This window comes from Rhizobacter sp. P2_G4, from assembly GCF_056403575.1.
Genome location: NZ_JBFUFG010000002.1, coordinates 296,527 through 316,852 on the forward strand (window position 1 = coordinate 296,527; position 20,326 = coordinate 316,852).

The 20,326-nt window shown below is 64.5% G+C and carries 21 protein-coding genes; 11 read left to right on the forward strand and 10 right to left on the reverse strand.

Annotated elements, in window-relative coordinates:
- Positions 1–2: 2 nt before the first annotated feature.
- Together AC1DYS_RS07910 and AC1DYS_RS07915 are read left to right on the forward strand one after the other, a co-directional pair.
- Positions 3–1,019 (forward strand): sugar-binding transcriptional regulator, encoded by a 1,017-nt coding sequence (locus AC1DYS_RS07910; RefSeq protein ID WP_477897789.1) that lies wholly within the window; start codon positions 3–5, stop codon positions 1,017–1,019.
- Positions 1,020–1,058: 39 nt separating this feature from the next.
- Entirely contained in the window at positions 1,059–1,826 is a 768-nt protein-coding gene (locus AC1DYS_RS07915; RefSeq protein ID WP_477897791.1) for an SDR family oxidoreductase, read from the forward strand.
- Positions 1,827–1,841: 15 nt separating this feature from the next.
- Here the strand turns inward: AC1DYS_RS07915 and ribBA are convergent, their stop codons facing one another.
- The gene (ribBA, locus tag AC1DYS_RS07920; RefSeq protein WP_477897793.1) at positions 1,842–2,960 is read right to left on the reverse strand and encodes a bifunctional 3,4-dihydroxy-2-butanone-4-phosphate synthase/GTP cyclohydrolase II; all 1,119 of its coding nucleotides are present in this window, start codon (positions 2,958–2,960) and stop codon (positions 1,842–1,844) included.
- A 136-nt stretch (positions 2,961–3,096) separates the two neighbouring features.
- A complete protein-coding gene (locus tag AC1DYS_RS07925; protein ID WP_477897795.1) occupies positions 3,097–4,023 on the reverse strand; it encodes a rhodanese-like domain-containing protein in 927 nt (308 codons plus the stop codon).
- A 324-nt stretch (positions 4,024–4,347) separates the two neighbouring features.
- Between AC1DYS_RS07925 and AC1DYS_RS07930 the strand changes: the two genes are divergently transcribed.
- The 3 genes from AC1DYS_RS07930 to AC1DYS_RS07940 all read left to right on the forward strand — a co-directional run bounded on the left by AC1DYS_RS07930 (position 4,348) and on the right by AC1DYS_RS07940 (position 7,191).
- Positions 4,348–4,923, forward strand: coding sequence for a Spy/CpxP family protein refolding chaperone (locus AC1DYS_RS07930; RefSeq protein WP_477897797.1), 576 nt, complete (start codon positions 4,348–4,350; stop codon positions 4,921–4,923).
- A gap of 84 nt (positions 4,924–5,007) precedes the next feature.
- Complete coding sequence (locus tag AC1DYS_RS07935; RefSeq protein ID WP_477897799.1) at positions 5,008–5,721, forward strand: response regulator; 714 nt, start codon at positions 5,008–5,010, stop codon at positions 5,719–5,721.
- Positions 5,722–5,847: 126 nt separating this feature from the next.
- A complete protein-coding gene (locus tag AC1DYS_RS07940) occupies positions 5,848–7,191 on the forward strand; it encodes a sensor histidine kinase (RefSeq protein WP_047498855.1) in 1,344 nt (447 codons plus the stop codon).
- A gap of 22 nt (positions 7,192–7,213) precedes the next feature.
- Here the strand turns inward: AC1DYS_RS07940 and AC1DYS_RS07945 are convergent, their stop codons facing one another.
- The 3 genes from AC1DYS_RS07945 to AC1DYS_RS07955 are packed head-to-tail and all read right to left on the reverse strand — an operon-like array spanning position 7,214 to position 10,359.
- Positions 7,214–8,581, reverse strand: coding sequence for an MATE family efflux transporter (locus AC1DYS_RS07945; RefSeq protein WP_477897801.1), 1,368 nt, complete (start codon positions 8,579–8,581; stop codon positions 7,214–7,216).
- Positions 8,578–9,015 (reverse strand): DUF3717 domain-containing protein, encoded by a 438-nt coding sequence (locus AC1DYS_RS07950; RefSeq protein ID WP_477897803.1) that lies wholly within the window; start codon positions 9,013–9,015, stop codon positions 8,578–8,580. The genes AC1DYS_RS07945 and AC1DYS_RS07950 overlap by 4 nt, the downstream gene beginning before the upstream one ends.
- Before the next feature lie 21 nt (positions 9,016–9,036).
- Positions 9,037–10,359 (reverse strand): tryptophan--tRNA ligase, encoded by a 1,323-nt coding sequence (locus tag AC1DYS_RS07955; protein WP_477897805.1) that lies wholly within the window; start codon positions 10,357–10,359, stop codon positions 9,037–9,039.
- 181 nt (positions 10,360–10,540) lie between these two features.
- Between AC1DYS_RS07955 and purN the strand changes: the two genes are divergently transcribed.
- Positions 10,541–11,164, forward strand: a complete 624-nt coding sequence (purN, locus tag AC1DYS_RS07960; RefSeq protein ID WP_477897807.1) for a phosphoribosylglycinamide formyltransferase — start codon at positions 10,541–10,543, stop codon at positions 11,162–11,164.
- A 16-nt stretch (positions 11,165–11,180) separates the two neighbouring features.
- On the opposite strand, the gene AC1DYS_RS07965 is transcribed toward purN, so the two are convergent.
- Both AC1DYS_RS07965 and AC1DYS_RS07970 read right to left on the reverse strand, forming a co-directional pair.
- Positions 11,181–11,762 (reverse strand): DUF1345 domain-containing protein, encoded by a 582-nt coding sequence (locus AC1DYS_RS07965; protein ID WP_477897809.1) that lies wholly within the window; start codon positions 11,760–11,762, stop codon positions 11,181–11,183.
- A 68-nt stretch (positions 11,763–11,830) separates the two neighbouring features.
- Entirely contained in the window at positions 11,831–12,073 is a 243-nt protein-coding gene (locus AC1DYS_RS07970) for a DUF1653 domain-containing protein (protein ID WP_477897811.1), read from the reverse strand.
- A gap of 22 nt (positions 12,074–12,095) precedes the next feature.
- Between AC1DYS_RS07970 and AC1DYS_RS07975 the strand changes: the two genes are divergently transcribed.
- Together AC1DYS_RS07975 and AC1DYS_RS07980 are read left to right on the forward strand one after the other, a co-directional pair.
- Positions 12,096–13,355, forward strand: coding sequence for an RsmB/NOP family class I SAM-dependent RNA methyltransferase (locus AC1DYS_RS07975; protein ID WP_477897813.1), 1,260 nt, complete (start codon positions 12,096–12,098; stop codon positions 13,353–13,355).
- A gap of 136 nt (positions 13,356–13,491) precedes the next feature.
- Positions 13,492–14,715, forward strand: a complete 1,224-nt coding sequence (locus AC1DYS_RS07980; RefSeq protein WP_477897815.1) for a DesA family fatty acid desaturase — start codon at positions 13,492–13,494, stop codon at positions 14,713–14,715.
- Between the two features lie 134 nt (positions 14,716–14,849).
- Here AC1DYS_RS07980 and rpmG read toward each other — a convergent pair whose 3' ends face one another.
- From rpmG to trxB, 3 genes are all read right to left on the reverse strand, one after another.
- Positions 14,850–15,017 carry a 50S ribosomal protein L33 gene (rpmG, locus tag AC1DYS_RS07985; RefSeq protein WP_047498832.1) on the reverse strand — a complete coding sequence of 56 codons (168 nt, stop codon included), beginning with the start codon at positions 15,015–15,017 and terminating at the stop codon, positions 14,850–14,852.
- A 14-nt stretch (positions 15,018–15,031) separates the two neighbouring features.
- Positions 15,032–15,265, reverse strand: a complete 234-nt coding sequence (gene rpmB, locus AC1DYS_RS07990) for a 50S ribosomal protein L28 (RefSeq protein ID WP_047498829.1) — start codon at positions 15,263–15,265, stop codon at positions 15,032–15,034.
- Between the two features lie 138 nt (positions 15,266–15,403).
- A complete protein-coding gene (trxB, locus tag AC1DYS_RS07995) occupies positions 15,404–16,354 on the reverse strand; it encodes a thioredoxin-disulfide reductase (RefSeq protein ID WP_477897817.1) in 951 nt (316 codons plus the stop codon).
- Positions 16,355–16,517: 163 nt separating this feature from the next.
- On the opposite strand from trxB, the gene AC1DYS_RS08000 reads away from it, so the two are divergent.
- The 3 genes from AC1DYS_RS08000 to lolA all read left to right on the forward strand — a co-directional run bounded on the left by AC1DYS_RS08000 (position 16,518) and on the right by lolA (position 20,236).
- Positions 16,518–17,183, forward strand: coding sequence for a Crp/Fnr family transcriptional regulator (locus tag AC1DYS_RS08000; RefSeq protein WP_047498824.1), 666 nt, complete (start codon positions 16,518–16,520; stop codon positions 17,181–17,183).
- 69 nt (positions 17,184–17,252) lie between these two features.
- Entirely contained in the window at positions 17,253–19,631 is a 2,379-nt protein-coding gene (locus AC1DYS_RS08005; RefSeq protein ID WP_477897819.1) for a DNA translocase FtsK, read from the forward strand.
- Positions 19,628–20,236 (forward strand): outer membrane lipoprotein periplasmic chaperone LolA, encoded by a 609-nt coding sequence (gene lolA, locus AC1DYS_RS08010; RefSeq protein WP_477897821.1) that lies wholly within the window; start codon positions 19,628–19,630, stop codon positions 20,234–20,236. Before AC1DYS_RS08005 ends, lolA begins: the two co-directional genes overlap by 4 nt.
- Positions 20,237–20,326: the final 90 nt, after the last annotated feature.

Sequence of the window (20,326 nt, forward strand, 5' to 3'; positions counted from 1 at the left end):
TCATGACGATTCATGTCGAAGCAGCAGCGAAAATCGCGACCATGCCTTTGCCCACCGCCACCCCCGACCTCCTTCGGCTGACCACCCGCGTCGCCAGCATGTACCACGAGCGCGGCATCGGCCAAGCGCGCATCGCGGAGCAGTTGGGCCTCTCGCAGGCCCGGGTCTCGCGCCTGCTCAAGCAGGCCGAGCAGCTCGGCATCGTCAAGATCACGGTGCATGTGCCGGAGGGCGTCCATGCGGAAGACGAGGTGAAGCTCGAAGAGCACTACGGTCTCGACGAAGTGATTCTTGTCGAGGTTGATGAGACCGCGCTTGTCGACGACGAAGAGATGGCTCGGGCGCTTGCGTCCACGGTGGCGAGCTACCTCGAGCTGATGGCACCGTCGCTGGAGTCGATCGGCGTGTCGTCGTGGAGTTCGACATTGCTGGCCGCCGTCAACGCCATGCGGCCGACGGTTCCGGGAGAGACCAAGACCATCGTGCAGGTGCTGGGCGGCGTGGGCGTTCTCAGCGCACAGCGCTTTGCCACGCGGCTCACCGAGCGGCTTGCGCAGGTGAGCAAGGCCGAACCCATCTTCATGCTCGCGCCGGGCGTGGTCGAGACCAAGGCGGCCAAGCGGGCCTTGCTGGCCGATGCCTCGTGCCGACAGGCGATGGAGCGCTTTGACAGCCTGTCTGCCTTGCTGGTCGGCATCGGCGCCATACCGCCCTCGCGCATGCTGCGAGAGAGCGGCAACGTGTTCAACGACCAGGACCTCGAAGACCTCAAACATGCCGGGGCCGTGGGCGACGTCTGCATGCGCTTCTACGACGCGGCGGGGCGTCATGTGAAGACCTCGTTCGACGAGCGCGTGATCGGCATCTCGACGGAGCAGATCAAGACCACCCGGCGGCGTATCGGCGTGGCCGGAGGACGCAGAAAGTTCGAAGCGATCCGCTCCGCCTTGCGAGGCGGCTGGGTCAGCACCCTCATCACCGATCTTGAAACAGGGCGGCGCCTTCTGAAGCAGCCCTGACATCGGCCCCGGCGGGGCAACCACTCCAGGAGTCAACGCGTGGATCTCTTCAAACTTCAGGGCGAGGTCGCCCTCGTCACCGGTGCCGGCAGCGGCATCGGACAGCGCATCGCCGTGGGCCTGGCCGAAGCCGGTGCCGATGTGGCGTGTTTCGATCTGCCGCAGCAAGCGCAAGGGTTGGAAGCCACGGCCGAGCGCATCCGCGCGTTCGGCAGGCAAGCACTCGTCCAGACAGGCGATGTGACCAGTGCTGCTGACCTGGAGCGAACGGTGGCCGAGGTGGAGAAGCGACTCGGCGCCCTGAGCATCGGCATGAACTGCGCTGGCATCGCCAACGCTGCGCGGGCTGAAGAGATGCCGTATGAGCAATGGCGAAAGGTGCACGCCATCAACGTGGATGGTGTCTTCCTCAGTTGCCAGGCCCAGGCGCGGGTGATGCTGCCGCGCAAGAAGGGCGCGATCGTGAACATCGCGTCGATGTCCGGCTCGATCGTCAACCGCGGGCTGCTGCAGGTCCACTACAACAGCTCCAAGGCGGCGGTGATCCACATGAGCAAGAGCCTGGCAATGGAGTGGTCGACGCGCGGCGTGCGCGTGAACACCATCAGCCCGGGCTACACCGCGACGCCGATGAACCTGCGGCCCGAAGTGGCGGACCAAGTGAAGATTTTCGAGCGCGACACGCCTCTGGGCCGCATGGCGACGGTTGATGAGATGGTCGGCCCGGCGGTGTTCCTGGTCAGCCGCGCCGCGTCTTTCTGCACCGGCGTCGACCTGGTCGTCGACGGCGGCTTCGTCTGCTGGTAAGCGGCGAAGAAGCTGCTACCGCAAGGCTTGCGGCGGCAGGAAGGACTCGACATGCAAGTCATAGCCGCCCAGGCTCGGGAAGCGGCGCTGATTGCCGAGGATCTTCATGCGTGAGATGTTCAGGTCGCGCAGGATCTGCGCGCCCACACCATAGGTGCGCAGTTCGGCCTCTTGCGACCCCGAGATGACCCGCGGTGACTGCTCCTTGCCCATGGCGTGCGCCAAGAGATCGTCTGGCGTCTCCGATCCTGCATTGAGCAGAAGCACGGCACCGCGCCCCTCGGCCTGAATTGCACGCAGGGCGAGCGGCAAAGGCCACGAATGGCCATCGCCTTCGGCCAGCAGATCCAGCGCCGAGAGGGGTTCGTGCACGCGGACCGGCACGATCTCGTCGCTGGCCCATGCGCCCACGGTGAGCGCGAGGTGCGCGCCGCCGAACTTGTCGCGATACGCGCGCACGTGGAACTGCCCGTACGGCGTGGGGATGGTGCGCTGGCCTTCCAGTTCCACCAGGCGTTCGTGGCGGCTGCGGTGGCGGATCAGGTCGGCGATCGTTCCGAGTTTGATGCCGTGCTGCTTGGCGAATTCGACCAGTTCGGGGACGCGGGCCATCGTCCCGTCGTCATTCATCACCTCGCAGATGACCGCCGCCGGTTTCTTGCCGGCAAGACGCGCCAGGTCACATCCCGCCTCGGTGTGGCCGGCCCGCATCAGCACACCACCGCTGGCGGCCCGGAGCGGGAACACATGGCCGGGTTGAACGAGAGAAGCAGGCGTCGACTCCGATGCCACGGCCACGCGAACCGTGTGAGCACGGTCGGCCGCAGAGATGCCGGTGTCGATGCCGGTCGCTGCCTCGATGGACACCGTGAAGGCCGTGCCGTGCTTGGTGCCGTTGCGCCGAACCATGGGTGGCAACTGCAGTTCGTCGCAGCGCTCGGGTGTCAGCGTGAGGCAGATCAATCCACGACAGAACCGGGCCATGAAGTTGATGGCCTCCGGCGTGACGTTTTCGGCGGCAAGGATGACGTCACCCTCGTTCTCGCGGCCCTCGTCGTCGACCAGCACGACCATGCGGCCGGCAGCGATTTCGGCGACCAGTTCAGGGACGGAAGCAAACAGACTTTCACTCATGGCTTGATCTCCAATTCACGGCGCCAGGCAGGGTGTGCATCGTCACGATGCATGCATGGCCTGGGCAGTGGAACTCGATTGTGGCAGTGGATGAAGGGTCGCGTTGACCACTTGGCGACACCTCCGTTCTTTACCATCACAGGACTCGATATCCCGCGTCGATCCAGGCGTCGAGCCCGCCAGCCAGTGGTCGCACGCGATCGAAACCGAGTTCTACAAGCAGCAGCGCGCCGCTGGCAGCCGAGGCCTCGTTGGGGCAATTGCAATACAGCACGATGTGGCGATCGCGGCGGAACTCTTTTGCACGGGTCTTGATGTCGCCCAACGCGATGACGATCGATCCGGGAAGGCGCTGCCTGTCAACGCTGTGCGCCGCGTCAGAGCGCACGTCGATCACCACCGGTTCGTGTCCGCCGTCCATCAGTGCCTGCAGCTCCGCCACGCTGATTCGCGGCATCTCCACTGTGCGCAGGAACTTGCGCCGCCGCCAGTACCGAAAGCCGACATATCCGGCCGCCACCAGCACCAGCACGGCGAGAGCAACGAATCCGGTGGTCGAGAGTGCGTCCAGCAGCTGCTGGATTTGCGTGGCGAACAAGGCGCCCATGCCGAGCATGACCCCTGTCCAGATGGCCGCAGCCAGCGTTTCGTAGCCGACGAATCGGAAGGTCGACATGCCCAGCGCTCCCGCCATGGGCGGCGCCACGACCGAGATGCCCGGCACGAACTTCGCCGCGATGAGCGAGGCGCCGCCCCAGCGGCCCAGGAATGCTTCGCTCTGGCGAACGCACGAGTCGGGCGACATCGAGATGCGGCACAACAGCCGAAGCACGCGGCGGCCATGGTGGCGCCCGGCCCAGAACCACGCGCCGTCTCCGAGCAGATTGGCCAGGATGCTGAGCATCATGGCCGCTGGCCACGACAACTGGTCGGCCACCGCCATCGCGCCGGCCACCACCATCATGGGCGCAGCCGGCACCGGGGCACCGAGACGGGCGGCAAAGGTGACCGAGAAGACAAGCAGAAGTCCGTGCTCGATCAAGAGAGCTAAAGGGTCATGCATCTGGAAGAAGTCTGTCAGTGAGCGGCGCGGGGCGGGCCAGTCGCCCACTCCAGATGGGAGTGAACCACAAAGCACGCGTTGACCGGGGCGCAGGTGCCAGCGACAAAGGCCGCGAGTGATGCAGAGGCGAACCGGTGAGCATAGGAGCGTCGTCATCGACCGACTAGGCCGCGCCATCGGATTGCACCCATCCATATCTGTGGCCAATGGCAGTTGCCATGGCGAAGCGTTCACACATCTTTACCCCTCAGCCACCCCTGGTTCACCCGTCGGGCCGACCATGGCTTCATGGGCGATCGTGTCCATGTCTGCAAGGAGTTCGAGATGTTTGAAACAACGACAGTCAAGGCCGCCGGCGCTGAACGCAGCCGGGGCATCAAGCGGGTGGCGCTGGGCCTGGTGATGGCCGTGGCGGGTACGCTGGCTGTGTCGGCCTGGGCGCAGTCACAGGTCGGCCCGCATGGCGGTGGCCCGCGCGGGGGCGGCTTCGGTGGCCCGGGGATGTTCATGGGCCCGCCCGAACACATGGCCCGCTCGGTCGATCGCCTGCTCGACGGGCTGAATGCCACCGACGCGCAGCGTACCCAGATCAAGCAGATCGTGCAGGCCGCGGCCGCCGACCTGAAGGCTCAGCATGACGCTTCGCGTGGCATGCACGAGCAAGGCCTGGCACTCTTCACCGCGCCGGTGGTCGATGCCCGTGCCGTCGAGACCCTGCGCCAGCAAACGCTGGCCCAGCATGACCAGGCCAGCAAGCGCATGACGCAGGCGCTGCTCGACATCAGCGCGGTGCTCACGCCCGAGCAGCGCGTGAAGATCGGCGAGCGCATCAAGCAGCGCGGCGAACGCATGCACCAACGCATGCAACGCGGTGGCGCCGCCAGTGCCCCCGTCAAGTAAGGCTGGCGCGCTGTGTGTTCTGATTCGGTCCTGGCCGCGCGACCACCACTCCCGTCGCGGGCCGTCCTTTGGGGGCCTGGGTCCATGAGTGCTCGCTTGTTGATGATCGATGACGATGCCCGCCTGTCGGCGATGGTGGGCGACTATCTGCGCGGTGCCGGCTACAAGGTCGAGGTGGCCGGCTCGCTGGCACAGGGGCGCGAGCGCCTGGCGGTCGAGTCATTCGATGCGCTGGTGCTCGACCTCATGCTGCCCGACGGCGACGGACTCGACCTCTGCCGCGAGCTGCGCGGCAACCCGCGCACACGGCAGTTGCCGCTGCTGATGCTCACGGCCCGCGGCGAGCCGATGGACCGCATCGTCGGCCTGGAGCTGGGGGCTGACGATTACCTGCCCAAGCCCTTCGAGCCGCGCGAGCTGCTGGCCCGTGTGAAGGCCTTGCTGCGCCGTGCCGCACCCGTGTCGGCCCCCGACGAGGTGCTTCGCTTCGGCCGGCTCGAGATCGATCTCGGCGCCCGCGTGGCCCGGCTCAGCGGCCAGCCCTGCGACCTGACGAGCCATCAGTTCGACCTGCTCGTGGTGCTGGCGCAGAGCCCCGGCCGCGTGCTGTCGCGTGACCAGATCATGGACCTGCTCAAAGGCCACCCGCTCGAAGCCTTCGACCGCTCGATCGACGTGCACATCTCGCGCATTCGCGCGGTGATCGAAGACGACCCGAAGGCTCCGCGGCGCGTGCTGACGGTGCGCGGTGCGGGGTACGTCTTCGCGAAAAAGCAGGACGCTGATGACGCGGACTGACGCAGAGCCACAGCACGCGCAGGTGAGCGCAGCGAAACCTTCATCGAGCAACGCCCGCGGAGCCGGCTTTGCCGGTCCGCTGGGTGGCGTCCCTCGGGGGCAGGAGCGGAGCGACTGGGGGGCTCCATGAGAACGTTGACGCTGCGGATTTATCTGACCGTGGTGGCGGTGTTGTTGCTGTTCGCGTTTGCTTCCGGCTGGCTGTTCCAGCGCCACATGGAACGCGAGCGCGAGGCCTCGGAGTCGGTGTTGTCCGACCGCATGGCGGCCTGGGGCGACCTGATCCAGCACTCGCTGCCCGGCACCGACGCGCCGCCGGCCGACCAGGCGGCGGCCCTGGTGGAATGGTCGCAGCGTCTGCGTCTGCCATTGGCGCTCGATGATGCTCAAGGCGAGCGCATCGCGGCCTCCGAGTCGTACCTGCGCCGCCAGGCCGAGGGCGGCGGTTCACGCGGCTTTGCCATCCCGCTGGACGACGGCCGCAAGCTGTGGCTGATGCGGCCCGGCCTGATGCGCCAGCTGCAACGCGGGCAAGCCGGCCCCGGTGGCCCGCGCGAGATCGGTGGTCGGCCTCCGCCGCCGGGGTTCCCGTACATCCCCGATCCATGGCCCCGCGGTGTGGGCCCGGTGGTCGTGCTGGTGCTCTTGTTCATTGCGGTGGCCGCGGGTGCCTGGCCGGCGGTGCGGCACCTCACCCGCCGTCTGCAGGCGCTCAAGAAAGGCGTCGAGCAATTCGGTGCGGGCCAGCTTCACCACCGCGTCGAGGTGTCGGGTCGTGACGAGGTGGCGGCGGTGGCGGCGAGCTTCAACCTGGCGGCCGAGCGCATCGAGACGTTGGTGCGTTCGCATCAATCGCTGCTGGCCAACGCCAGCCACGAGCTGCGCTCGCCGCTCGCCCGCATGAAGATGGCGGTCTCCATGCTCGACGACGCGACGCCAGAGCGGCAGCAGCGGCTCAAGGAAGAGATCGACACCAACGTGGCCGAACTCGATGCATTGGTCGAAGAGGTCTTGCTCGCGAGCCGGCTCGATGCGGTACAGCGCGTGGACCGCCGCGACCCGGTGGACTTGCTCGCGCTGGCGGCCGAGGAGGGCGCTCGTGTCGATGCCGCGGCCGACGGCAGCTCGGCCACTGTGGCCGGTGACGAGCGGCTGCTGCGCCGTGCGCTGCGCAACCTGCTGGAGAACGCGCGCCGTTATGGCGGCGGAGACGTCAGCGTGATCGTGGCGACGGCCGGCAACCAGGCCACGCTGCAGGTGTGCGACCGCGGCCCGGGTGTTCCCGCGGCACAGCGCGAGCGCATCTTCGAACCGTTCTATCGCTTGCCGGGCCATGCCGAGCAGGCGGGCGGCGTCGGCCTGGGGCTGAGCCTGGTCAAGCAGATCGCCGAGCGACATGGCGGCAGCGTGCGCTGCACCGCGCGCGATGGGGGCGGCAGCTGTTTCGAACTGAGGTTTCCGCTGGCCTGACCTGCGGGCCTGGCCTTTCGAGCTAGCGCTGCACCTTGTGGCGCAGCATCCACGCGAAAAACGCGCACATGCTCACTGCCGACAGCGCGAGCCCGGTGGTCGACGCAGACCAGAACCCGGGCGCACCCCGCAGCGGTTCAGGCGTGAGCCCGGTGGTGTCGAACGCCACCAGGTAGCCTCCGCCCAGCCCCACACCCCAGAGCGCTACCGCGTAGATCACCATCGGGACCGTGGTCACGCGGTAGGCCCGCAACACGAACGAAGCCACCGTCTGCGCCGCATCGGCGATGTGGAACACCACGACCCAGGCGAGCAGCGGCATCGCGGCAGCAATGATCACCGGGTTGTGGGTGTACGCACCCAGCACGCTCTCGCGGGCAACGTAGATCACGCTGCCCACGACGGCGGCAATCAGCACCGCGATCAGCAGCCCGTGCCAGCCCATGCGCCGCGCGTCGGCATGCTCCTGGGCGCCGATGCTCTGCGCGACCAGCGTGCTCGACGCATTGGCGATGGCCAGCGGCATCATGAACATCAGCGACACCATGTTGGCCGCGAGCTGGTGGCCGGCCACCGCGGTGGCGCTGATGCGCGAAATGAAGATCGCCATGAAGGTGAACCCCGTCACCTCGATCAGGATGGTGAGGCCCATGGGCACGCCCAGGCGCAGCAGCTCCTTCAGGCTGGAGCGGTGCGGTGCGTTGAGTCGCGTGACGTGCAGGCCGAAGGGCGCATAGAAAGGGTCGCGCCGCAGCACCCACCACGCGAGCAGCAGCTGCGCCCACATCACGATGGCGGTGGCGAGGCCGCAACCGGCGGCGCCAAGCGATGGAATCTCGCCGTAGCCGTAGATCAGCAGCGCGTTCAGCGGCACCTTGAGCAACAGGCCGCTGAGCTGCAGCGCCATCACGATCTTGGGCCGCGACACCGCCGTGTTGAAGGCGCGGAAGGCCTGGAACAGCAACGCAGGTGGCAGCGCGAAAGCCAGGTTGCCGAGGTAGGCGCGCACCTTGTCGGCGACCGCCGGCTGCGCCTGTGCCGCGTGCAGGAACGGAGCCGGCATCAACAGCAGTGCACTGCCAACCACCGACAGCCCGAGTGCGAGCCACACGGCCTGGTGCAGTTGTGCGCCGGCTTCGTGCAGCTGGCGCGCGCCGAACAACTGGCCGGCCACCGGGCCAATGGACATCACCACGCCCATCAGGCCGACGAACACGGTGATGTAGACGGCAGCGCCGATGGCCAGCGCCGCGAGGTCAAGCGCGGCGTAGCGCGCGACCATTACGGTGTCGACAGTGCCGAAGGCCAGCACGGCCACTTGGCCGACGAACACCGGCCAGGCGAGCGGGGCGATGCGGCGCGCGCTGCTCAGCAGGCCGTGATGCGTCAAACGGGGCCCTCGGCGGCAGGGGCAGACGCCAGCTTTTGCACTCGCTCGCTGTAGCGGTTGAAGCGCCAGGCGGTGCCTTCCATCGTGATGCGCCGCCAGGTGCCGCGCTTGGCGCCAGGGCTCATCTCCGTCCAGTGCTGCACTTCGTCGAAGGTGCGACCGCAGCCCTTGCAGATGTCGTCACCCTGGCTCGTCGAGCAGATGGCGATGCAAGGCGCGTCGGGTGTGGTGGCGTACCAAGCGAGCCACGCATCGCGCGCCTTGGGCGGCATGGTGTCTTCGTCGCATTCGGCCTCGTGGTAATACACCATCAGCGCGTAGATCTCGGCCAGCGCGAGCACTTCAGGGCAGGCCGTGATGCCGTCCGGCGAGGGCGAGCGATCGCGCCACCAGTTGATAGCGGACTCGATGTCGGTGACGTGGATGCCTGCCATGGGCGCAGAAGTCAAAAGTGCTCAGTCCTTGGCTGCGGTGGTGGCCGCGATGAGCAGATCGGCAAGCGCAGCTTCAACGGCCGCGCGGTCGGTGAACTGGACCGGTGCGTCGTTCAAGGCCACCGCGCCTTCGGTCTTCAGGCGTTTGACCCAGGCGCCGGCTTCTCGGCCATCGGCCAGGCCTTCGCTTTGCAGCAACAGCGTGCCGTCGGCGGCGTTGAGCTTGAAGTAGAAGCGGCCATCGGCCTCGCGGTACTGCTTGAACACGGGGAGCGCTTGCTTGGTCGTGACCGTGGCTGCTTGAACCTTGGGCACGGCGAGCATGGGCCGCAGGCCGACGGCATTACGCAAGGTCTTGATGAACGGCTGGGCCACGGCCCGCGCCTTGGCGGCCCCTGCAAGCAGCTTCTCTTCGACCTGTTCGGGATGCGCCATCAGCTTGGCATAGGCCTCGCGCATCGGGCCGATCTCGGCTTCGATCAGGTCCACCAATTGCTGCTTGGCATCGCCCCAACTGAGACCCTGGCGCAGCGCGGTGCGGAAGGTAGTGCGCTGCGCTGGCGTGGCGAACGCGTCGTAGATGGTGACGAGGTGCGAGTTGTCGGGGTCCTTCGGTTCGCCGGGCGGCCGCGAATCGGTGACGATGCGCGCAACCGATTCCTTCAGCCCCTTGGCTCCGCCTTCGAACAAAGGGATAGCGTTGTCGTAGCTCTTCGACATCTTGCGGCCATCGAGTCCGGGCAGCAGCTCCTGGTTTTCTTCGATCTCGGCCTGAGGCAGCACGAACAGGTCTTGCCCGCGGCCGAAGAGGTGGTTGAAGCGCTGTGCCACGTCGCGCGTCATCTCGATGTGCTGCGCCTGGTCTTTGCCAACCGGCACGCGGTGTGCGTTGAAGAGCAGGATGTCGGCGGCCATCAGGATGGGATAGCTGTACAGGCCCATCGTGATGTTGGCGTCGATGTCTTCACCGGCAGCGAGGTTTGCGTCGGCCGCTGCCTTGTAGGCGTGGGCACGGTTCATCTGGCCCTTGGCGGTAACGCAGGTGAGCAACCACGTGAGTTCGGGCGTCTCTGGGATGTCGCTCTGGCGATAGAAGGTCACGCGCCCGGTGTCGAGGCCGCAAGCCAGCCATGTAGCCGCGATCTGCATGCGCGACTGTTCGATGCGATCAGGGTCGTCCGATTTGATCAGCGCGTGATAGTCCGCCAGAAAGAGAAAGCTTTCGACGCCAGGTTCGCGGCTCGCGCGAATGGCCGGACGAATCGCCCCGACGTAGTTGCCGAGGTGCAGCGTGCCGGTGGTGGTGATGCCGGTCAGGACACGTTGTAGCGCGCGTTCAGTCATAGGTGTTTCTCGATGGGAAACGGATTGTAGGTGGGGGTTGAACGCACCGGCAGGGCAACCGCAAGCGAAGCGACGCGTACATCAAGCAACGCCCAAGGATCCGGCTCTGCCGGTCCGATGGGTGGCGCCCCTCGGGGGCAGGAGCAAAGCGACTGGGGGGCCAAAGCTACACTGCGCCCCGATGAAAAGCATCGTGATTCTGATCTCGGGGCGCGGCTCCAACATGGAGGCCATCGTGCAGGCGTGCGCGACCGAAGGCTGGCCGGCGCGGATCGCTGCCGTGGTGAGCAGCCGCCACGATGCGGCAGGTTTGAAGTTTGCCCGTGGGCGCGGCATTGCGACTGCCGTGGTGGACTACAAGGCCTTCGCCGACCGAGATGCTTTCGATGTGGAACTCTCGCGCGTGGTTCGGCGCTATGAGCCCGATCTGCTGGTGCTGGCGGGTTTCATGCGCATCCTCACGTCCGGGTTCGTGAAGCAGTTCGAAGGGCGCATGGTGAACGTGCACCCGTCGCTGTTGCCTGCATTCACCGGCTTGAACACGCATAGGCGTGCCATCGAAGCAGGCTGCAAGCTGGCCGGTGCCACGGTGCACTTCGTGACGGCGGAGCTGGACCATGGGCCCATCATTGCGCAGACGGTGGTGCCGGTGTTGCCGGGGGACAGCGAGGCCACGCTGTCGGCACGCGTGCTGTCGCGCGAGCATGTGATGTACCCGCGCGCGGTGCGCTGGCTCGTGCAGGGCTTGCTGAGGGTCGAGAACGGTGTTGTGACCCATACGCAGGGTGAACCGCAGCTGCTGTAGTCAGGGCTCCTTCAAATTAGATGAGGCTCGCGGCGATGTTGATCGTGAACGCCAGGATCGCAGTGTTGAAGGCGAACGACATCACCGATTGCAGCAGCACCAACCTGCGCATGGCGGTGCTGCAAATGGCCACATCGGCGGTTTGAGACGCGACGGCGATGGTGAACGAGAAGTACAAGAAGTCCCAATAGACCGGAGGCTCCTTGTCGCCTGGGGACGCTGGGAACTTCAGCCCGTGGCCCTCGGGCACGCGATAGAAGATGCTGGCGTAGCTGAGCGCAAACAGCGTCGGCAGCAACAGCCAGGCACCCATGACGGTGACCAGCGCGAAAGCGACGTGGGGCAGTGCGTGCTCGAGTGATGTTCCTTTGACGGTGGCAAGCTCCAGCCCGATGGCGGCCATGCTGGCGAGCACGGAAGCTATGGCCATCGCCAGTACCGCCCCGGCGCCTTCTGCTTGCGCGATGGCCGTGTGCCGAAGGTGATGGTGGTCCTTGCGCGACATGACCCAGAACGCTTGGGCGAGGTACAGCCACACAGCGACGTTCCAGCCCGACAAGAGGCGCGTCACGAGGTGCGTGCTCGGCACGAACGACACGACAAGGGCGCCTACAAGAGTCGATGCCAGGAGGTGCGGCCTCGCCTTGAGTTGGTCGAGGAAGGCCCTCATCCGGTGGCGATGCGCTCGAAGCGAGGGCGCCACTGGCCGTCCACCAGCACGCTTTCGAAGAACATCGTGTGCGGGCGCACCCACAGGCCGGTCTGGTTGTAGAGCGGGCGATAGACCACCAGCGGCTCCAGGGTTTCGCTGTGGCGCGCAACGCCGATCAGCTCGTATTCATTGCCCTTGTAGTGGCGGTAACGGCCCAAGGGTGCGTCGGGCAGGGCAGGCAGATCGGTGTCACTCATGGGGCCAAGGATAATCGCGCCCATGCATCCCAACGCCTTGCTCGAACTCGCCACTGATCTGCTGCACAAGGTCTTGCAGTTCGATACGCCCGCCGACCGCGTGGTCTCAGACTTTTTCCGCACCAACCGTACGCTCGGCCAGCGCGAGCGCCACACCCTGGCCGAGACCACCTACACCGTGCTGCGCCAACGGTTGCTGTTCCAGCACCTGGCTCAATCAGGCAAGGGTGAAATGGAACGGCGCCTGGCTTTGCTGGGTTGGCAGGGCAACGACGGTTTCCTGCGCGCGGCCCTGACCGAGCCTGAACAGCACTGGCTGGCGCAAGTGCAAACCGTCGACCGCTCCGCGTTGCCCGAGAAGCTGCGCCACAACCTGCCGGAGTGGCTGGCCGACACGCTCAAGGCATCGATCGGCGAAGACTTCTGGCCGTTGGTCAACAGCCTGAACGAGAGTGCTCCACTCGACCTGCGAGTGAACACCTTCAAGGCCAAGCGCGAAGACGTGCAAAAGGCGCTGGCCGACGGGCGAATCGAAGCGACCGTCACGCCGTATTCGCCGTGGGGCCTGCGAATCCAGGGCAAGCCGGCCTTGAACAAGCTCGATGTCTTCAATGCCGGCGAGATCGAGGTTCAGGACGAAGGCAGCCAGCTACTGGCCTTGCTCACCAATGCCAAGCGCAGCGAGATGGTGGTCGACTTCTGCGCGGGTGCCGGCGGCAAGACCTTGGCGCTGGGCGCGGCCATGCGAAACACCGGCCGCCTGTATGCCTTCGACACGTCGGGCCATCGGCTGGCGGCACTCAAGCCGCGGCTGGCGCGCAGCGGCTTGTCGAACGTCTACCCAGTGCAGATTGCCCACGAACGCGACGACCGCATCAAGCGCCTGGCCGGCAAGATTGACCGGGTGCTGGTTGACGCCCCCTGCTCGGGGCTGGGAACGCTGCGCCGCAACCCCGACCTGAAATGGAGGCAATCTCCTGAATCCGTTGAGGAACTGCGCGTGAAGCAGGCTGCCATCCTGGTCAGTGCGGCCCGCTTGCTGAAGCCGGGTGGTCGGCTTGTGTACGCCACCTGCAGCCTGCTCGAGGCTGAAAACGAAGCCATCGCCGCGGCGTTCAGTGAAGGGCACGAGCGCGAATTCAAGCCGCTGGCGGTGGCGCCGCTGTTGGAAAAGGCCCATGTGGGCGAGGCCTCAAACCTGGTCCGGGGCGACTTTCTCCGCTTGTGGCCGCACCAGCATGGCACCGACGGCTTTTTTGCCGCCGTATGGGAGCGTCTCTGAACCCTTGAACCACGCTCCGGCGCCGCCAGATACGGGAAACTGGGTGGGCAAACTACCGGGTTTTTCGACGATTCGCCGGGGGCTGTCACTTAGAATGGACGGACTCTGTCCGTTGTGACGGTTTGAAGGCTATTTGATGAATGAAATGATGGCTCTGTGGGATGGCTTGATCGCTTGGCTTGCCAACGGTTTGGTCGATGCGACGTGGTGGCAGGTTTTGCTCTTCACGCTGATCACAACCCACATCACGATTGCTTCTGTCACGATCTTTTTGCATCGTGCCCAGGCTCACCGGTCGCTGGATCTCCACGCGGCACCGTCGCATTTCTTCCGGCTGTGGCTCTGGCTGGGTACCGGCATGGTCACCAAGGAATGGGTTGCCATCCACCGGAAGCATCACGCCAAATGCGAGACCAAGGATGACCCGCACAGCCCGGTCGCCCATGGCATCAAGACGGTTCTGCTGACAGGCAGCGAGATGTATCGCGCCGAGGCCAAGAATCAAGAGACCCTGGACAAATTCGGCCACGGCACACCCGATGACTGGATGGAGCGCAACGTCTACAGCCGCTTCACCTGGCAAGGCGTGGGCATTCTGATGATCATCGACCTGATGCTGTTCGGCGTCCTCGGCCTGACGGTCTGGGCGATCCAGATGGTTTGGATCCCGATCACGGCTGCCGGCATCATCAATGGCCTAGGCCACTGGTGGGGGTATCGCAACTTCGAGGCGCAAGACGCCAGCACCAATGTGTCGCCATGGGGCATTCTGATTGGTGGCGAAGAGCTGCACAACAACCACCACACCTACCCGACGTCGGCCAAGCTGTCGGTCAAGCCGTATGAGTTTGATATCGGCTGGGCTTATATCCGTGGTCTGGAAATGCTCGGTCTGGCCAAGGTTCGCAAGACGGCGCCGATGCTGAAGCTGGGTGACATCAAGCCGGTGGCCGACTCCAAGACGCTCGAGGCCTTGATTGCCAATCGCTACGAAGTGATGGCCAAGTACGCAGGCGGCTTGCGCGATGCCTGCCGTGCTGAAGTGCGGCGCCTCAAGTCAGAGGGCGCACATGGCACGACCAAACTCGCGAACATGCGCCTGGCACGCCGTTGGCTTCACCGCGATGCCGAAAAGATTCCTTCGCACCTGAAGGCGCAGATCGATGCTGCAAGGGACCACAGCCCGGCACTCGTGAAGCTGGTGGCGATGCGTGAAGAGCTGCGCTCCTTGTGGACACGCACCAATGTCTCGGCCGAGCAGTTGGTGGCCGATTTGCAGGCGTGGTGCAAGAAGGCGGAAGAGAGCGGTATTGCTGCTTTGCAAGAGTTCGCCCTGAAGCTGCGAGCCGCGCACGCTTGAGCGCATTCAGCTGAATAGGAAACCAAGGGCTCGCTTAGCGGGCCCTTTTCTTTTGGCCCTGCGTTGCAAACAAGGCGGGCAATAAAAAACCCGCTTGGCTTTCGCCGAGCGGGTTTCTTTGAAACTACGCTGAATTACTTCAGCTTCGTTTCCTTGTACATCACGTGCTTGCGAGCCTTCGGATCGAACTTCATGATTTCGATCTTTTCGGGCGTGGTCTTCTTGTTCTTATCGGTCGTGTAGAAATGACCGGTGCCGGCTGACGATTCCAGCTTGATTTTTTCGCGTCCACCTTTTGCCATGATCGGCTCCTAATTCAGATTTCGCCGCGGGCGCGCAGGTCGGCGACGACTTGCTCGATGCCCACCTTGTCGATCAGGCGCAATGCGGCATTGGTGATGCGCAGGCGTACCCAGCGGTTTTCGGTTTCGAGCCAGAACCGGCGGTATTGCAGGTTCGGCAGAAAGCGACGCTTGGTGCGGTTGTTGGCGTGGGAAACATTGTTGCCCACCATCGGGCGCTTACCCGTGACTTGACAGACGCGTGCCATGACGCTTCTCCGTGTGATCTTGTTTCAGAACTGGGGCCGATCGGGGCGTTGCAGCTTGAGGCATGCAACACAACTGTTCCGTTTTCGGCGAAGTCCGCGATTATAGCCAGCTTTTGATGCCCTGCCTACAGAGGCATCTCAGTGCCCAAGAAAGCGCTGCGCATCCAATGCAGCCATGCAACCCGTACCGGCGCTGGTGATGGCTTGGCGATAGATGTGGTCCTGGACGTCGCCGGCCGCAAACACGCCCGGCACGCTGGTCATCGTGGCCATGCCGTTGAGCCCGCTCTGGGTCTGGATGTAGCCGTCTTTCATCTCTAACTGGCCTTTGAAGATGTCGGTGTTCGGTTGGTGGCCGATGGCGATGAAGCAGCCCTTGACCTCAAGTTCGCTGGTTCCGCCACCTTGTGTGCTCTTCAGGCGCACTCCGGTCACACCGCTCGCGTCCCCGAGCACTTCATCGAGTGTTTGCCACAAATGCAGCTCCATCTTGCCGGCGGCAACCTTGTCCATCAGCTTGTCGATGAGGATCGCCTCCGCGCGAAACTTGTCGCGGCGATGGATCAGGTGCACCTTGCGTGCGATGTTCGAAAGGTAGAGCGCTTCTTCAACCGCGGTGTTGCCTCCGCCCACCACGCACACGTCTTGGTCGCGGTAGAAGAACCCGTCACAGGTGGCGCAGCCGCTGACGCCGCGGCCCATGAAAGCTTCTTCGGAGGGCAGGCCGATGTACTTTGCTGATGCACCGGTTGCGATGATCAAGGCATCGCAGGTGTAGGTGCCGGAGTCGCCCTTGAGCGTGAACGGGCGCTTGGAAAAGTCGACCTGGTTGATGTGGTCGAACACGATCTTCGTGTTGAAGCGCTCTGCGTGCTGCAGAAATCGTTGCATCAGCTCCGGGCCCTGCACGCCCATCACATCGGCGGGCCAGTTGTCGACTTCGGTGGTGGTCATCAACTGCCCACCTTGTGCGATGCCGGTGACGAGCATCGGCTTGAGATTGGCTCGCGCTGCGTAGATGGCTGCGGTATAGCCGGCCGGGCCTGAACCGAGGATCAGGACTTGCGCGTGTTGGTTGGTTTGACTCATATGAAAGCGGAAGGTAAGACGGTGCGGAGCAGTCAGTCTGACATGGGGTTGACGCCGACTGGCATCAATTCGTGTAATGGTGACAATACTGATATTTACGTTAAACGTTAGTTTTCCACGTTTGAATCCTTAGACTGCGATACCGACACAAGGAGGTTCTCCGATGGCCATGTTGTCCAACTTGGACTTGATTCGGCGCGTGCCGCTGTTCTCTCTGCTGACCAATGAGCAGGCTTCAGCCATCGCGGACAGCGTGGTAAAGCGCAGGTTTCGCCGCGGCGAGATTGTGGTTGAGCATGGCAAGAAGTCGAACGCACTGTTTATTTTGCTAACAGGTCGCGCTCGAGTATTGACATCCGATTCACGCGGCCGCGAGGTCATTCTCGCGGTATTGCAGCCGGGCCACTATGTCGGTGAAATGAGCCTGATCGACAACGAGCCGCATTCGGCCACGGTGCGCGCCGAGGTGCAGACCGACATGCTGATTCTCGGCCGAGCCGAGTTCGCGCGTTGCCTGCCAGAGAACTCCAGCCTCTCCTACGCCATCATGCGCGGCTTGGTGCAGCGCCTGCGCAGCGCCGATCGCCAGATCGAGTCGCTGGCCTTGCTCGACGTGTACGGGCGTGTCGCCCGTTCGCTGCTCGACATGGCCGAAGACGAAGGCGACATCAAGATCATCCGCAACAAGGTGTCGCGCCAGGACATGGCCAAGATCGTCGGCGCCTCGCGCGAGATGGTCAGCCGCGTCATGAAGGACCTGGAAGACCGCGGCATGGTCGAGACCCAGGAAAACGGCTCCGTCATCATCAAGGAACGCCTGACCGGCTGACCTTGTGCTTGGGTTGCGAGCGTTGCCGGGGCGAGATGCTGCCCCGAGCGCTTCGGCCACAATGGCTGCATGACATTTCCGCTTGGATCGCTTCGCCCCGACGCTGGCTCTGCCGCGTCGGCCGCCGGTGCCCACAGCAGCACCTACACCCGCGATGGATCGCCCGGCTCCAGCGCGCCGCTCGCCCCGGTGGGCCTGCGCGCGCGATTCGGCGTGCTCGTCGGCGGCGTGTTGTGGTTACTGGCCGTGATCGCGATGGCCACGCACAACCCTGCCGACGCCGCGTTCTCGACATCCGGCAGCGGTGCACTGCCGCTCAACAAGGTTGGTGCGCTGGGTGCGCGTTTCTCCGATCTGGCATTCGTGCTGTTCGGCTACTCGGCGTGGTGGGGATTGGCGATCGGGTTGCGCGCGTGGCTCAGCGGCTTGGCACGTGTACTACGCGGTGGCGACACCCCCGGCATTCACCGGCCGCACTTGCCTCTGTGGATGTTCTGGGTCGGCGTGTTGCTGCTGCTCAGCGCCAGTTCGTCGCTGGAATGGACGCGGCTTTATCAGCTTGAAGTGCGCGTACCGGGCGGCAACGCCGGCGGCGTACTGGGGTATCTGCTCGGGCCGGTGAGTCAGCGGCTGTTGGGGTTTGCCGGGTCCGGTGTGTTATGGATTGCAGTGCTCGTGGCTGGCCTGGCGCTGGCGTTCCGTTTTTCGTGGCTGCGTGCCGCGGAGGGCATTGGCCAATGGGTCGACTCCCTGCGCGAAAAGCGCGTCGAGCGCATCGAGCGGGCCGAAGACCATCGCATCGGCGAGCAGGCGCTGCGCGAGCGGGAGCACGTGGTCGAGTTCGAGCATCAATTGCACGAAGACCATGTGCCGATCGTCATCGAGGCGCCGATGATCGAGGTGCCCAAATCGGAGCGCGTGGTCAAGGAGCGCCAGAAGCCGCTCTTCACCGAACTGGCAGATACCAAGTTGCCGCAAGTCGACTTGCTCGATGCCGCACCTGGGCGGGTCGAGAGCGTGACGCCCGAGACGCTGGAGATGACGTCTCGCCTGATCGAGAAGAAGCTCAAGGACTTCGGTGTTGAAGTGCGCGTTGTGGCGGCGTCGCCCGGGCCGGTGATCACGCGCTACGAGATCGAGCCCGCCACGGGTGTGAAGGGCGCGCAGATTGTTAACCTCGCGAAGGACCTGGCGCGTTCACTCAGCCTTGTCAGCATCCGCGTGGTCGAGGTGATCCCGGGCAAGAACTACATGGCGCTGGAACTGCCCAACGCCAAGCGACAAACCATCCGCTTGTCTGAGATCCTCGGCTCGCAGGTCTACAACGACGCGGCCTCACAGCTCACCATGGGCCTGGGCAAGGACATCATCGGCGCGCCCGTGGTGGCCGATCTCGCGAAGATGCCGCACTGTCTGGTGGCCGGTACCACCGGTTCGGGCAAGTCCGTCGGCATCAACGCGATGATCCTGAGTCTGCTCTACAAGGCCGAGGCGCGTGACGTGCGGCTCATCCTCATCGACCCCAAGATGCTGGAGATGAGCGTCTACGAGGGCATACCTCATTTGCTCGCGCCTGTCGTCACGGACATGAAGCAGGCTGCCAATGCGCTCAACTGGTGTGTCGGCGAGATGGAGCGCCGCTACAAGCTGATGAGCAAGCTGGGCGTGCGCAACCTGGCTGGCTACAACAAGAAGATTGCCGAGGCTGTTGAGCGCGGCGAGTCGCTGCCCAACCCGTTCAGCCTGACACCGGAGCAACCGGAGCCACTGGAGCGCTTGCCCTTCGTGGTGGTGGTGATCGACGAGTTGGCCGACCTGATGATGGTGGTCGGCAAGAAGATCGAAGAACTGATCGCGCGCCTGGCGCAGAAGGCGCGCGCAGCTGGCATCCACTTGATCCTGGCCACGCAGCGCCCGAGCGTCGACGTGATCACCGGCCTCATCAAGGCGAACATTCCGACGCGCCTCAGCTTCCAGGTCAGCAGCAAGATCGACAGCCGCACCATCCTCGACCAGATGGGTGCCGAAGCCTTGCTCGGCATGGGCGACATGCTGTACATGCCTTCGGGCACCGGCCTGCCGATCCGCGTGCATGGTGCGTTCGTTAGCGACGATGAAGTGCACCGCGTCGTGAACTATCTCAAGCAGCAGGGTGAGCCCAACTACATCGAAGGCATCCTCGAAGGTGGTGTGCTCGACGGCGATGGCGAGGTGTCCACCGCCGACATGCCGGGCGGTGGTGGTGGCGAAGCCGATCCGATGTACGACCAGGCGGTGGCCGTCGTGTTGCAGCATCGGCGCGCGTCCATCTCCCTGGTGCAGCGCCATCTGCGCATCGGCTACAACCGCGCAGCCAGATTGCTGGAACAAATGGAGAAGTCCGGACTCGTGTCTGCCATGTCCACGAATGGCAACCGCGACATCATCGTCCCGGCCCGCGCCGAATGAAGAAGATACTTTTCGCTTTGTTGCTGATGGTTGCTGCGGCCGGTGCGCGAGCCGATGCCGTTGACACGCTGAAAGAGTTTGTGCGCGACGTGAAGACCGGCCAGGCCGACTTCTCTCAGACCGTCACCTCACCCGATGGCGTGAAGAAGAAGACCTCGACCGGCCACTTCGAGTTCTCGCGGCCCAACCGTTTTCGCTTCACCTACCAGAAGCCGTTCGAGCAGAGCATCGTGGCCGATGGCCAGAAGGTGTGGATCTACGACGCCGATCTGAACCAGGCGAGCTCGCGCAAGTTCACGCAGGCGCTGGGTGCGACACCGGCGGCCCTGCTGGCCGGTGGTTCGCTGGATAAAGAATTCGACCTGGCGCCTTTGCCATCGAAAGAGGGCGTCGAATGGGCCGAGGCCACGCCCAAAGCCAAGGACGGCGCCTTCAAGTCGGTACGCATCGGCTTTCGCAACAAGGTGTTGGCTTCGGTGGAGGTGGTCGATGCCTTTGGCCAGCGCTCGTTGTTGGAGTTCACCAAGTTCGTCGCCAACGAAGCGATCAAGCCGGATACCTTCGTGTTCACCGTGCCCAAGGGCGCGGACTTGATCGAGCAATAGACCCGAGTAGCCCACCGGCTCGCTCACGAAGCCGGCGCGTTGTTTTCCTTCGCCGCCGATGGCTTCTTCGGGCAACGCTGCCTGCGACAA